General features: G+C 74.3%; 11 protein-coding genes. 7 read left to right on the forward strand and 4 right to left on the reverse strand.

Going from position 1 to position 12986, the window contains the following annotated elements:
* The first annotated feature begins 65 nt into the window (after positions 1-65).
* Both ACWGL3_RS16545 and ACWGL3_RS16550 read left to right on the forward strand, forming a co-directional pair.
* Entirely contained in the window at positions 66-725 is a 660-nt protein-coding gene (locus ACWGL3_RS16545; RefSeq protein WP_267946232.1) for a TetR/AcrR family transcriptional regulator, read from the forward strand.
* A 150-nt stretch (positions 726-875) separates the two neighbouring features.
* The gene (locus ACWGL3_RS16550) at positions 876-1145 is read left to right on the forward strand and encodes a hypothetical protein (RefSeq protein WP_267946233.1); all 270 of its coding nucleotides are present in this window, start codon (positions 876-878) and stop codon (positions 1143-1145) included.
* Here ACWGL3_RS16550 and ACWGL3_RS16555 read toward each other — a convergent pair.
* Positions 1126-2100 carry a 3'-5' exonuclease gene (locus tag ACWGL3_RS16555; protein WP_267946234.1) on the reverse strand — a complete coding sequence of 325 codons (975 nt, stop codon included), beginning with the start codon at positions 2098-2100 and terminating at the stop codon, positions 1126-1128. The two genes, ACWGL3_RS16550 and ACWGL3_RS16555, sit on opposite strands and share 20 nt — an antisense overlap.
* Before the next feature lie 339 nt (positions 2101-2439).
* On the opposite strand from ACWGL3_RS16555, the gene ACWGL3_RS16560 reads away from it, so the two are divergent.
* Both ACWGL3_RS16560 and ACWGL3_RS16565 read left to right on the forward strand, forming a co-directional pair.
* The gene (locus tag ACWGL3_RS16560) at positions 2440-3402 is read left to right on the forward strand and encodes an asparaginase (RefSeq protein ID WP_267946235.1); all 963 of its coding nucleotides are present in this window, start codon (positions 2440-2442) and stop codon (positions 3400-3402) included.
* 40 nt (positions 3403-3442) lie between these two features.
* On the forward strand, positions 3443-4711 hold the full coding sequence (locus tag ACWGL3_RS16565) for an NAD(P)/FAD-dependent oxidoreductase (protein ID WP_267946236.1): 1269 nt from the start codon (positions 3443-3445) through the stop codon (positions 4709-4711).
* Here the strand turns inward: ACWGL3_RS16565 and ACWGL3_RS16570 are convergent.
* The gene (locus ACWGL3_RS16570) at positions 4695-4886 is read right to left on the reverse strand and encodes a ferredoxin (RefSeq protein WP_267946237.1); all 192 of its coding nucleotides are present in this window, start codon (positions 4884-4886) and stop codon (positions 4695-4697) included. The two genes, ACWGL3_RS16565 and ACWGL3_RS16570, sit on opposite strands and share 17 nt — an antisense overlap.
* Positions 4887-5108: 222 nt before the next feature.
* Here ACWGL3_RS16570 and ACWGL3_RS16575 point away from each other — a divergent pair, with 222 nt between their 5' ends.
* Positions 5109-7583 carry a DUF4153 domain-containing protein gene (locus tag ACWGL3_RS16575; protein WP_267946238.1) on the forward strand — a complete coding sequence of 825 codons (2475 nt, stop codon included), beginning with the start codon at positions 5109-5111 and terminating at the stop codon, positions 7581-7583.
* Positions 7584-7673: 90 nt separating this feature from the next.
* On the opposite strand, the gene pip is transcribed toward ACWGL3_RS16575, so the two are convergent.
* On the reverse strand, positions 7674-8633 hold the full coding sequence (gene pip / locus ACWGL3_RS16580; protein WP_267946239.1) for a prolyl aminopeptidase: 960 nt from the start codon (positions 8631-8633) through the stop codon (positions 7674-7676).
* 179 nt (positions 8634-8812) lie between these two features.
* Positions 8813-9709: a DUF4429 domain-containing protein gene (locus tag ACWGL3_RS16585; RefSeq protein WP_267946240.1), complete on the reverse strand. Its 897-nt coding sequence runs from the start codon at positions 9707-9709 to the stop codon at positions 8813-8815.
* Positions 9710-9870: 161 nt separating this feature from the next.
* On the opposite strand from ACWGL3_RS16585, the gene ACWGL3_RS16590 reads away from it, so the two are divergent.
* On the forward strand, positions 9871-11589 hold the full coding sequence (locus tag ACWGL3_RS16590; RefSeq protein WP_267946241.1) for an AMP-binding protein: 1719 nt from the start codon (positions 9871-9873) through the stop codon (positions 11587-11589).
* Between the two features lie 239 nt (positions 11590-11828).
* Positions 11829-12890 (forward strand): 3-deoxy-7-phosphoheptulonate synthase, encoded by a 1062-nt coding sequence (locus ACWGL3_RS16595; protein WP_267946242.1) that lies wholly within the window; start codon positions 11829-11831, stop codon positions 12888-12890.
* The last annotated feature ends 96 nt before the right edge of the window (positions 12891-12986 follow it).

Below are 12986 nucleotides of genomic sequence, written 5' to 3' on the forward strand. Positions count from 1 at the left end.
GCCCGCCGCCGGCCCCGGTCTCCCGGCCATGCCGGTCCGGCCCCCGGACGTGCCACCATAGGGGGATGCCCAAGATCACGGCGCCGACCATCGCCGCCCACCGTGCCCGCACACGGGAGCGCATCATGGAGGCCGTCGACCACCTGATCCGGAGCCAGGGGATCGACCGCGTCTCCATGACCGACGTTGCCAACTCCGCCGGCATCACGCGCACCGCCCTGTACAACTACTTCCCGGACAAGCCCGCGCTGCTCCTCGCCTTCACCGAGCAGGTCAACAGCGCGTTCGTGGAGCGGTACAGGCGCGAGCTCCCCTCGGGCGTGTCCGCCGCCCGGAGGCTGTCGGCGTTCGTCCGCCTCCAGCTGGAGGGGATCATGGCGCACCCGCACCCGCCGGCCGCCGAACTCGGCGCCAGCCTCGGCCCCGACGCCTACCAGGCGCTCGCCGACCACGTCGCCCCCATGCACCGCCTGCTGACCGAGATCCTGGAGGAGGGGACGTCCGCCGGCGAGTTCGAGCCCCTGCCCGCGGAGCCCGTCGCTCGCCTCACCCTGTCGATGGTCGGCTCCCAGCGCCTCCCGCTCGTGAGCGGCGAGATCGACCTGGACGAGACCCACGCCCTTGTCACGCGGTTCGTTCTCCGCGCCCTCGGGGTGGAGCCCGAAACCATCGACACCGTCCTCCCGAAACCCTCCCCCGGAATCACGCAGAGCGAGACCCTGTAACCACTGAGTCATAAGGGCTGGTCCGTAAGAGGACCCTGGACAGGGTGCGGTCGAAACAGACTCGCCACGGCATCTCGGCATCGGTAAGAATCGGTCACCCGCCCGCCCCTCGCGGGCGGGCGGCCCTCCGACCGAGAGCGAGGCCCCGACGTGTCACTCGTCCTGCTCGCCGTCGGCACCGTCCTGGTGTCGATCGCGCTCTTCAACAAGCTGCCCCACTACGTGCCCGGACGGCTCCCGGCCCCCGGGGCCGGCCGCGCCGCCGCCGAGGGGCCCCTGGCCACCGCACGCCGCGCGGGGACCGCTCCACGCGTCCGCCTGGAGTCGGCCCGGCTCACCGAGCAGGGCAAGGCACTGCTGGCCACGCTCGGGGGCAGCGCCCTGATCGTGGCCTTCTTCCTCACCCTGTCCGGCCTCTGAGCGCCTCCCGGGCCGCCACGGCCCGGCGGGCGATCGCGGAGCCCGTCGCCCGGCTGCCCGCCATGCGCACGAGCAGGCCCCCCGCGGCGGTGGCGGCGATGCCGCCCGTCACGGCCGCCGCCGTGGCCAGCCGCTCCCGGAAGCGGGTGTCGCGCTGGGCGGCCAGCTCCGCGATCGCCCGGTCGGTGGCGCCGAAGGCCCCGCCGCAGAGCAGGGCGTCCAGCTCCCGGGGCCTCCAGTCCGCCCGCCACGGGCTCAGCGGCGCCAGGCCGCCCGGCACCGAGGCCGTGCGCGGCTTCCAGCGGACCGGCTCGACCACGCCCCACGGTCCCCTCACCGGCGCGGCCTCCGGCACGGCCAGGGTCCGGGGCGCGGGCCCGTTGTAGCGCAGCTCCCCCGGAGCGTTGGCGATCATCTCCGCCAGGAGCTTGGCGCAGGCACGGGCGTCGCCCAGCGCCGTGTGCTGGCCGGTCGGCCAGTCTCCCCCGAGCCGGAAGGACGCCTTGGGCAGCGAGTACCGGTCGAGGTCGATCTGGGAGCGCAGCGCGCGGAGCGTGCACAGCCCGGACTGCCCCGTCGGCAGCCCCGCGGGCACCAGCTCCGAGCCGAGGAAGCGCAGCTCGAAGTCGAGGTTGTGGCTGACCACGACCGCCCCCGAGAGCAGCTCCGCCAGCCGGGGCACGACCTGGGCGATGACGGGGGCGCCGACGGTGTCCCCCTCGCCGATCCCGTGGAACTCCCGGCCGCCCACCTCCGCGCGCGGGTCCACGAGGGTGCTGAACTCCTCGACGACCTTGCCGTCGCCCCGGACCCGCACGACCGCGATCTCCACGATGCGCGCGCCCTCGCGCGGTTCGAGGCCCGTCGTCTCCATGTCGAGTACCGCGTACTCCAGGTCCGCCGCCCGCATTCCGACCCTGCGCCGGGTCAGCGCGCCCATCCGCAGCGTTCCCATCGTGTGCCCCACTCCTTCGTCGCGCCGTGCCACAGGCCGTTTCTCCTGGTGCGTACCGGCATCGACCTTACTCCCCGCGTCCGACAGCGAACCCCCAGCACGCGTCGTCCGGGCAGATCGTGTCAGGGGACACGGCCGGAGCCCGGGCCGAGCCCCTGCTCCGTGTCCCGCCGGCCGGCTCCGGGCGCCCGGGCCGCCGGGGCCCGGCCGCACCGGGGCGAGCCGGGCCCGGCCACCTGGACACACGGAAGAAAGGGGGGTTATGTAACGTTCTTACGCGTGTCCGCCCGCCGGAGGACACCCCGCGCCCACCGAACCTCACCGTCGAGGAGAGCCCGCATGCCCCAGAGCCCGCTGCCCGAGTACGTCCCCCTGGCGGAGGTCGTCCGGTCCGGTATGCGCGAGAGCGTCCACTACGGCGCGGTCGTCGGGCTGACGGCGTCCGGCGAGATCGCCTACGCCCGCGGCCCGGTGCACCAGCCCATGTTCCCGCGCTCCTCCGCCAAGCCCTTCCAGGCCCTGGCGTCGCTGCGCGCGGGCGCCCCCCTCGCCGGCCGCTCCCTCGCCATCGCGGCCGGCAGCCACGGCGGAGAGGACTTCCACGCGGACGAGGCCAGGAGCATCCTCGCGGCCGCGGGCCTCACCCCCGACGCCCTCGGCTGCCCGCCCGCGGCCCCGGGCGGCTCCGGGGCCCGCACCGCGTTCGTCCGCGCCGGGCGCGAGCCCGAGCGCCTGCTCATGAACTGCTCGGGCAAGCACGCCGCCATGCTGGCCGCGTGCGTCGCCCGCGGGTGGAGCACCGGCGACTACCTCGACCCGGACCACCCCCTCCAGGTGCTCGTCCGCGAGACCACGGAGGAGGTGTGCGGCGAGGAGGTCGCGCACACCGCCGTGGACGGCTGCGGTGCGCCCCAGCTCGCCGTGACCCTGGCCGGGCTGGCCCGCGGCCTGTGGCGGATGCGCACCGCGCCCGGGGGCAGCCGCGAGCGGGCCGTCCTGGACGCGATGAGCGCCCACCCCGAGTACGTGTCGGGCCCCGGCCGCGTGGACACCGACCTGATGACCCGGATGCCGGGCCTGGTCTCCAAGATCGGCGCCGACGGCGTCCTGGTGCTCGGCGCGGCCACGGGCGAGACCGTCGCCGTCAAGATCAGCGACGGGGACGCGGAGGAGCGGGCGCGTACCCTGGTCGCACTCGACGCCCTGCGGACCCTCGGTGTGGACGTCTCCCCCGTCCAGGACCGGCTGCGCGTGGACGTCCACGGCGGTGGCGCCCCCGTCGGCGAGGTCCGCCCACTCTGACGCCCCTCCCCGGGGAGGGACCACCGAAAGGCACAGCACCGTGCGGGACACCCTGAACGAGATAGTCGTCGTCGGCGCCGGGATGGCGGGGCTGCACGCGGCCGAGGCGCTGCGCGCACAAGGGTTCGAGGGGCGGCTGACGCTCCTCGGCGAGGAGGCGCACCGCCCCTACTCGCGCCCGCCCCTGTCCAAGGAGGTGCTGACCGGCATCGGCATGGACCCCTCCGGCGGAGGGCCCGGGTGGCTGGCGGGCCACCGCGCCCTGCGCCTGCGCGACGACGCGGCCGTCGACGCCCTCGACCTGGACCTCCGCACGGGCACCCGGGCGGTGGCCCTGGACCCCGCGGCCCGCGAGGTGACCGTCTCCGGTCCGGGCGGCGCCGCCGGGACCGTGCGCTACGACGGCCTGGTCATCGCCACGGGGGCGCGGGCCCGGCGCCCGGACACCGACCTGGCGGGGGTCCACGTGCTGCGCACGCTCGACGACGCCGAGGCGGTGCGCGCGGCGTTCGCCCCGGGGGGCCGCCTCGTGGTGGTCGGCGCGGGCTTCGTCGGCGCGGAGGTCACCGCGAGCGCCCGCGCCGCGGGCATGGACGTGACCCTGGTGGAGGCGGCGGCGACGCCGCTGACCCGCGTGGTGGACCCGCGGATCGGCCGCCTCCTGACCGAGCTGCACCGGGAGAACGGGGTCGACGTGCGCCTCGGCGCCGGCGTGGCCGGGTTCGAGGGGGACGGCCGGGTGGAGAGGGTCCGGCTGACCGACGGCAGCGCCGTGGAGGCGTCGCTGGTGGTCGCCGGGATCGGCGTGCACCTGAACACCGAGTGGCTGCGCGGGTCGGGGGTGGAGCTGCTCGCCGACGGGGCGGTCGCGTGCGACCGGTACTCGGCGACGGCGGTGCCGGACGTGTACGCGGTCGGCGACCTCGCGAACTGGCCGCACCCCCGCTACGGCGGCCGGATCCGGCTGGAGCACTGGACCAACGCGGGCGAGCAGGGTGAGGCCGCGGCCCGCAACCTGCTCGCCGGGGAGGGGCGCACGCCCTTCACCCCCGTGCCCTACTTCTGGTCGGACCAATACAAGATGAAGCTCCAGCTGCTGGGACAGGGAGCACCGGCGGATCAGGTCACCTTCGTGCACGGTTCACCGGAGGACCGAAAGTTCGTGGCCTTCCTCGGCAGGGGCGGCATGCTCACCGGCGTGCTGGGGCTGCGCTCCACGCCCCGGACGATGCGCTACCGCGGGCTGTTGGAGAAGCCGACGACGTGGGACGAGGCCCTGGCCGCGGCGGGGGTCACTCCAGCACGGTGATGGCCCGCTTGGGGCACAGCCGCTCGGCACGGCGGACGCCGTCGTGGGACCCGGCGGCGGGCTCCTCCGCCAGCAGGTACAGGAAGTCGTCGTCGCGGACCTCGAACACCTCCGGCGCCGCGCCCATGCACAGGGCGTTGCTCTCGCACTGGTCGTAGTCGACCTCGACTCGCATGCTCGTGTGCCCCTCGCGTGGTCGGTCGCAGGACCCGAGCCTAAGCCACTTCCCCCGGCCGGGGCAGGGCCTTGTCACCACAGGGACCGAGGGGATTCGCCTATTCGACCCGATTCATAACTTGATGACACAAGTCGGGCATTCGGTGAACCGTGGACACCGTCCGACTGTCCAACTGTCACGACAGCACGGGCCGTCCGGGCCGTCGTGGAGAGGGGTGGCATGCCGAGCGAACACACGGCCGACGGGGGCGCGCAGGGTCCCGGCGGAGGTTCCGGGCACGGTTCCTCCGCCGGGGCCCTGCGCGGGCCCGGGGACACGGCCGGACACGCCGGGACGGACGGCCGCCCGGGCCGGCCCGGGGACACGACCCACCCGCACCCGGCGTACCCGCCGCACCAGGCGTACGGCCCGTACCCCGCCCGTGACCGGCAGAGCTACGCGCAGCTGTACCAGCAGGACTTCTGGGGGGCCAGGACCCGGATCCCCCTGCCCGAGGCGCCCGTGTGGCTCCCCCTCGCGCTCCTCGGCGTGGGCGTGGTGGCGGCCTTCCTGGCGACGCTCGACCGCCCGGGGCTCGGCATCGTGATCACGGGGGCGGTCGCGGGCCTGACCGCCCTGACGGCGCTGATGGTGCGTCCCCCCATCCCGGACGGCGCTCCCGGCGGCGCGGACGGCCGCGACGAGGGGCCGGACGGGAACGCCTCCCGGGCGCTTCCGGAGGCGGACGCCCCCGCCGCGCGGGAGGCGGACGGGGCACGCGCTCCCGGGACCGGCGACGCGGTCCCCGGCGGGGAGGACGGGAGCCCCCGCTCCGGGGAGACGCGTCCCGACGCCTCCGGCTCCGGGGACACCGGGGGCACCGAATCCGGGCATGACGGTTCCGGGCACGCGGACACCGGGTGTGCGGGGCCGGGGTCTTCCGAAGGACCGGGCCCGGAGCACGCGCAGGAGACCGGAGACACCCCCGCGGCGGGGACGACCGGCGCCGCGGAGGAGGCCGAGGACGCACAGGAGACCGGCGTCGTGCAGGCACCGGAGGACGGCTCCGCCGTCGCGGCGGGGACGACCGGCGCAGCACAGGAGGCCGGGGACGCCCGAGAGACCGGGGACGCAGAGGCACAGGAGACCGGCGTCGCGCAGACACAGGCGGACGCGGACGCCCGGCAGGACGGGGCGGAGCAGCACACGGCCGCCGACACCGGCACCGACCCGTCCGGCCCCGGGCCCACCCGCACCGGAACGCCGGACGCCCCGGCGCCGGCCCCCGACACCGGCGCCGCCGGACCGGCGGCCCCGCCCGCCCCCGTCACCGCCCGCGGCGGGGACGCCGGCGAGCCGCGCCCCGACCGCTACGCCCACGCCTGGTCGGCGGGCTACGGCGTGATCGCCGCCGCCCTGCTCCTCACGGCGGTCCTGCGCGACGCGGGCTGGGTGCTGTTCTGGACGCTCACCTCGTCCTTCTTCTTCGCCTCGCTCGCGTTCTCCGTACGCAACCCCTCCTCGCGCGAGGGCGCGGTCGGGGTCGTCAGCGGCTCGCTCGGCCTGTTCCGCAACCTGCCCTCCACCCCCCTGTTCCTGGTGGGCCCCCTGCGCAGCGGCCGCGGACGGCGCCTGGCCGGCCCAGTCCTGCTCACCACACTCGTCACCGGCGCGCTCCTGCTCGTCTTCGGCCTGCTGTTCTCCTTCGCCGACGCGGTCTTCGCGAGCTACATCGCGCGGTTGTTCGAGGGGGCGTTCTCGGGGAGCACGTTCTTCGACGGGTTCTCCCGGCTGTTCGCGATGCTGGCGGCCGTCCTGTTCACCGGGTCCGCCGTCCTGGCCGCCAGGCGCCGCCGCGCCCCGGGGAACGCACCCGCCCGGCCCGCCGGGGCCGGGCCCGCCTCCCCCTCGCTGCCCGTCTGGGTGTGGACCATCCCGCTCGGCGCGCTGGTCGCCCTGTTCACCGCGTTCCTCGGGGTGCAGGCAGTCGCCATGTTCGGCGGCGACGACCACGTCCAGCGGGTCGCCGGGGTCACCTACGCCGAGTACGCGCGCCAGGGCTTCTTCCAGCTGGTGGTCGTCAGCCTGCTGGTGCTGTGCGTCATCGCGGTCGCCGTGTACGTCCTGCCGTCCCGGCCCGCGGCCACCCGGACACTGCGCAACGCCCTGCTCGGGCTCCTGTGCGTGCTCACCCTGGTCATCCTCGCCTCGGCGATGATGCGGCTCCAGCTCTACATCGACGCCTTCGGCCTGACGCGGCTGCGGATCAGCGCCGAGGCGTGGATCGTGTGGAGCGCCGGGGTGTTCGGACTGGTGATCGCGGCCGGGGTCCTCAACACCCTGGGCCGCCGCGCCGCCTGGCTGCCCAGGGGCACCGCGGCCCTGGCCGGCGTCGCCCTGGCGGTGTTCGCCTACGGGAACCCCGACCTGCGCATCGCGGAGAGCCACCACGACCTGGAGCTGACACAGGTCGACACGTGGTACCTGAGGGACCTGTCCGCCGACGCCCTGCCCGCCCTGGTGGAGCTGGAGGGCGGTGACCGCGCGTGCGCCCTGAGCGGGATCGCGTACCGCCTGGACGACGCGGGGGAGGAGGGCCTCGCCTCGTGGAACCTGTCGCGGCACCGGGGCCGCGCGCAGCTCGCACAGTTCGCGCAGACCGGCCCCGCCGACGGCGTCACGGCCCAGGAGGGCCCCTGCCGGGCCCTCTACTGAGCGCGGGTCCGGGGCCGGAACCCCGTCACGGGGCCCCGGGACCGGAGCCGGCCGCCCGGGGCCCCGTGACGGGCGCCCCGAGCTCCGGGCTCACTCTCCGGCGAAGCGGTCGGTCGCCTCGACGAGGCGGTCGAGGATGCCCGGCTCGCTGAAGGCGTGACCGGCGTCGTCCACGATGTGGAACTCCGCTTCGGGCCATGCCTTGTGCAGGTCGTAGGCGGTGCGCACCGGCGTGCACACGTCGTACCGGCCCTGCACGATCACGCCGGGGATGTGCCGGATCGCTTCGGCCCCGTCCACGAGCTGGTTCGGCTCCAGGAACCCCTTGTTGACGAAGTAGTGGTTCTCGATACGGGCGAACGCCAGCGCGTACTCCTCGTCCGCGTGGTGCTCCCGCAGGGACGGGTCGGGCACCAGCGTCACCGTGGACCCCTCCCACACGCTCCACGCGCGGGCCGCCTCCAGCCGGACCTCCCGGTCGGGGGAGGCCAGGCGCCGCGCGTAGGCGGCGACGAGGTCGTCGCGCTCCTCCTCCGGGATCGGCGCCAGGTAGGACTCCCACAGGTCCGGGAAGAGGTTCGAGGCGCCCTCCTGGTAGAACCAGCGCAGCTCCTCGTCCCGGAGCGTGAAGATGCCGCGGACGACGAGCTCGCTGACGCGCTCCGGGTGCTTCTGCGCGTACGCCAGTGCCAGGCAGCTCCCCCACGAGCCGCCGAAGACCTGCCAGCTCTGCGCGCCGATCATCTCGCGCAGGCGCTCCATGTCCTCCACCAGCGCCCACGTGGTGTTGGTGGACAGGTCGGTGTCCATCTGGCCGGCGTGCGGCGTGGAGCGACCGCAGTTGCGCTGGTCGAACAGCAGGATCCGGTACCGTGCCGGGTCGAACAGCCGCCGGTGGTCGGGGACGCAGCCGCCGCCGGGCCCGCCGTGCAGGAACACCACGGGCTTGCCCTCGGGGTTGCCGCACAGCTCCCAGTAGACGCGGTGTCCGTCGCCGACGTCGAGCATGCCCGAGTCGTACGGCTCGATGGGCGGGTACAGAGTGCGCAAGGCGTGAGCCCTTTCCTGTATGCGGCCTCCCGCCGGGGTCCCGGCGGGAGCTGGGGATGGTGTGCGGGGGCGCGCCGGGAGCTCCGGCCGCGCCCGCGGGCGGACCGCGGCGGAGCGCGCCGGGCCGGCCCGCCCACCGCCGTCCCGGGCCCGGCCGGTCCCGGGGCGCCGGAACGCGGTCAGAGCCGGTCGAGGAGCTGCGCCTTCTTCGCGCTGAACTCCTCGTCGGTGAGCAGCCCCTCGGAGTGGAGGCGCCCGAGTTCGCGGATCGTGGCGAAGACCGCCTCGCCTCCGCCGTCGTCGGCCTGGGGGCCGGCGCCGGCGCCCAGGGCCGCGGGACCCTCCCCCGGTACGTCCGCGGCCCGGATGTGGGCGTTGAGGGTGGCCGCCATCAGCAGCGTCTCCTCACTGCCCTTCGTCCCGTGCGAGGCCAGGGTGAAGAAGTCGTTCGCGAGCTCGGTCGCCCCCGGGAGGGTGACGCCGCGCAGCACGATCCGCAGGTGGCCCTCGGTGACGTCCACGGGGGGCCGCCACTCCGCCTCCAGGACCTCGGACAGCCGGTAGTCGCGGGCCTTCTCCTTCTCCTTGGCCGTGCTGGCCAGCCAGCCGTCCCACTGCAGGCGCACCCGGGCGCCGTCGAAGGACGCCGAGCCCTCCGCGGTGCGGACCTGGAGAGGGGGCTTGCCGACCAGTCCCAGGGCGACCTGCCGGGGGTCGAGCTCCCCGGCGAGGGTCTCCCCGGCGTAGCGGGCCGAGGAGGCGATCTGCTCGGAGAGGTACTCCGCGACGAGCTCCGTGTCGTGGGGGCCGGTGAGCAGCAGCGGGGTGGAGGAGTCCCGGCCGGGGAACCCCAGGGCCGCGTACGGGTCGGCGCCGTCCGCGAGCCCGAGGCGCAGGCGCCACCCGTGCTTGCGGTCGCCCCGGTCGAAATCCACCTCGCGGACGGCCGCCAACGGCACCGTGCAGCTTCCCAGGGACTTGAGCAGCGTGGGGACCTTGCGGCCGGACTCGAAACGGATGCGGACCGTCTCGTCGTCGATCCGCCAGGTTCCGTGGTGTCCGCGCAGTTCCTCCATGTCCACACATCCTAGAGCCAGCCGGGGCGCCCCCAGGGGAGGCGTCGGGGGCGCGCATCCCGGGTAGGACCAGCGGGGCACACCCGTTCCACCGCCCTCTCCGGGCGGAGTCCGCGGACAGTGCGGTCGGCGCCCTGTCCCTGAACCGGAGGTCGCCAGACATGTCGAGAGAGATGGCCGCCGAGGGCGCCGCGGAGTTCCGTGCCGCACGGGACCTGCTCCTGGCGCACCGCACGGACCAGGAGGCCGCCCACCGCGAGTTCACCTGGCCGAGACCGGACGTGTTCAACTGGGCGCTGGACTACTTCGACGAGGTCGCCGAGCGGCGCCCGGACCGGACCGCCCTGTGGATCGTGGAGGACGACGGCAGCGAGGCCAGGTACACCTACCGCCACCTGTCGGAGCGCTCGAACCAGGTGGCGAACTGGCTGCTCGGCCAGGGCGTCCGCGCCGGCGACCGGATCATGGTGATGCTCGGCAACCAGGTGGAGCTGTGGGAGACCACCCTGGCGGCGGTCAAGCTCGGGGCGGTCGTCACGCCGACGGCCACCGCCCTGTCCGAGGGCGACCTGGTGGACAGGCTGGAGCGGGGAGAGATCGCGCACGTGGTCTGCTCGGTCGCCGAGACCGATAAGTTCGCGCAGCTCAGAGGCCACTGGACGCGGATCTGCGTGGGGTACATGGACGGGTGGCTGAGCTACGCCGACTCCGAGCACGCCGCCCTGGAGTTCCACCCCCCTCACCACGCCGGCCCGGACGACCCGCTCCTGCTGTACTTCACGTCCGGGACGACGTCGCGGCCCAAGCTGGTCACCCACACGCAGCGGTCCTATCCCGTGGGCCACCTGTCCACCATGTACTGGCTGGGCGTCCGCCCCGGCGACATCCACCTCAACGTGTCCTCCCCCGGGTGGGGCAAGCACGCCTACAGCAGCGTGTTCGGGCCGTGGAACGCCGAGGCGACGGTCCTGGTCGTCAACCAGGAGCGGTTCGACCCCGGACGGCTGCTCGACGAGGTGGTGCGCTGCGGCGTGGACACCCTGTGCGCACCGCCCACCGTGTGGCGGATGCTCGTCCAGGCCGACCCGGCCGGGTGGAAGGTGGGGCTGCGCGAGGCGCTGTCCGCCGGCGAGCCGCTCAACCCCGAGGTGGTCGACCGGGTGCGGGAGGCGTGGGGGCTGACCGTCCGCGACGGGTTCGGCCAGACCGAGACGACGCTGGTCATCGGCAACGGGCCTGGCCAGGAGGTCCTCCCCGGGTCGATGGGGCGGCCCATGCCCGGCTACGACATCGTGCTGGCCGACCCGGTCACCGACGAGCCGTCCGACACCGGGCAGATCTGCGTGGACATGACCCGGAGTCCCGTCGGGGTCATGAAGGGGTACGACGACGACCCGGCCCTCACCCGGGAACTGACCCGTCGGGGGCGCTATCGCACCGGTGACATCGCGAGCCGGGATTCGACCGGGCACATTACCTATATCGGTCGGATCGACGATGTTTTCAAGGCCTCGGATTACCGCATCTCACCCTTTGAACTCGAAAGCGTCCTGCTCGAGCACGAATACGTGGCCGAGGCCGCGGTGGTGCCCTCGCCGGATCCGCTGCGCCTGTCGGTCGCCAAGGCGTACGTGACCCCGACCGAGGGGGCGCCGCCCGACGCGGCCACGGCGCGGGCCATCCTGCTCCACGCCCGCACGCGGCTGTCGCCGTACAAGAGGGTCCGCCGCCTGGAGTTCGCCGACCTGCCCAAAACCGTGTCCGGTAAGATCCGCCGCGTGCAGCTGCGCGCGGCGGAGTCCGAACGCGGCGCGGTCGTCGACGGCACCCGCAATCCGCACGAGTTCTGGGAGGAGGACCTCCCGGGCCTGAAGGACTGAGCCCCCGGGCCCGGACGGCGGTTCCGTCCGCCATTGCCGCGGATTTCCACGGGAATGGCGTCCCACATCGCGAGACACCCGATTTCCCCCCTCGGCGGGTGTGGCGTTTCCCATCCCGTGACCGGCGCCGGTGTTCCGGATCGACGCCTCCCCGCACGCACGGCCGCGCTAGTGTTTTCGTGGCGACAGCGTGACAGCAGTGCGATACATGGACAGACGGGACCAAGGGGAACTACACGATGCCGAGCACCAACGACACACGGGTGGCGAGTTACAAGCCGCTCATCGCCCCCCGGGACCTGCTCGCAGAACTCCCGCTGGGCCCGGACCGCAGCGCCCTGGTGGAGGAGTCCCGCGCCGAGGTCAAGCGCGTCCTGGACGGTGAGGACGACCGGCTCCTGGTCGTCGTCGGCCCCTGCTCGGTGCACGACCCCGAGTCCGCCCTGGACTACGCCCGCCGGCTGGCCGAGCTGGTGCCCTCCCTGCGCGACGACCTGTGCGTGGTGATGCGCGTGTACTTCGAGAAGCCGCGCACCACCGTCGGCTGGAAGGGCCTCATCAACGACCCGCACCTGGACGACACCTACGACGTCCACCACGGCCTGCGCACCGCCCGCAAGCTCCTCCTCGACATCAACTCCCTCGGCCTGCCCGCCGGGACCGAGTTCCTCGACCCCATCACCCCGCAGTACATCGCCGACGTCGTCTCCTGGGGGGCCATCGGCGCCCGCACCACGGAGAGCCAGGTGCACCGCCAGCTCAGCAGCGGCCTGAGCACCCCCGTGGGCTTCAAGAACGGCACGGACGGCGACGTGCAGGTCGCGGTGGACGCGGTCGGCGCGGCCTCCGCCTCGCACACCTTCTTCGGCGTCGACCCGGCCGGGGCCGGGTCGGTCGTCGTCACGGAGGGGAACCCGGACTGCCACGTGATCCTGCGCGGCGGCCGCAGCGGCCCCAACTTCGACACGGAGCCGGTCGGGGCCGCCCTCGACGTCATCGAGAACGCGGGCCTGCCCCGGCGCCTCATGATCGACGCCAGCCACGCCAACAGCGGCAAGGACCACAAGCGCCAGCCGGGCGTGGCCTCCGCGATCGCGGCCCAGGTCGCCGCGGGCCAGAAGGGCGTCATCGGCGTCATGCTGGAGAGCTTCATCGTCGAGGGCGCCCAGAAGCTCGGCGACCCCGCCGACCTCACCTACGGCCAGTCGATCACCGACAAGTGCATGGGGTGGGAGACCACCGGCGAGGTGCTGAACCAGCTCGCCGAGGCCGTGCGCAAGCGCCGCGAGAACGCCGCCTGACGCACCCGGGGCGCCCCGGGTCGGGGCGCCCGTCCGGGGCGGACGGGCCCGGCGGACGCCGTCCGCGGACGCGGCCGGTTCCGCGACGGCGGCCGG

It is taken from the genome of Nocardiopsis sp. NPDC055824, assembly GCF_053616335.1.

Coding starts and splice junctions, on each gene's coding strand:
- ACWGL3_RS16570 (WP_267946237.1), bottom strand. CDS start 4,886: ATGCGAGTCGAGGTCGACTACGACCAGTGCGAGAGCAACGCCCTGTGC.
- ACWGL3_RS16590 (WP_267946241.1), top strand. CDS start 9,871: ATGTCGAGAGAGATGGCCGCCGAGGGCGCCGCGGAGTTCCGTGCCGCA.
- ACWGL3_RS16575 (WP_267946238.1), top strand. CDS start 5,109: ATGCCGAGCGAACACACGGCCGACGGGGGCGCGCAGGGTCCCGGCGGA.
- ACWGL3_RS16585 (WP_267946240.1), bottom strand. CDS start 9,709: ATGGAGGAACTGCGCGGACACCACGGAACCTGGCGGATCGACGACGAG.
- ACWGL3_RS16555 (WP_267946234.1), bottom strand. CDS start 2,100: ATGGGAACGCTGCGGATGGGCGCGCTGACCCGGCGCAGGGTCGGAATG.
- ACWGL3_RS16545 (WP_267946232.1), top strand. CDS start 66: ATGCCCAAGATCACGGCGCCGACCATCGCCGCCCACCGTGCCCGCACA.
- ACWGL3_RS16595 (WP_267946242.1), top strand. CDS start 11,829: ATGCCGAGCACCAACGACACACGGGTGGCGAGTTACAAGCCGCTCATC.
- ACWGL3_RS16560 (WP_267946235.1), top strand. CDS start 2,440: ATGCCCCAGAGCCCGCTGCCCGAGTACGTCCCCCTGGCGGAGGTCGTC.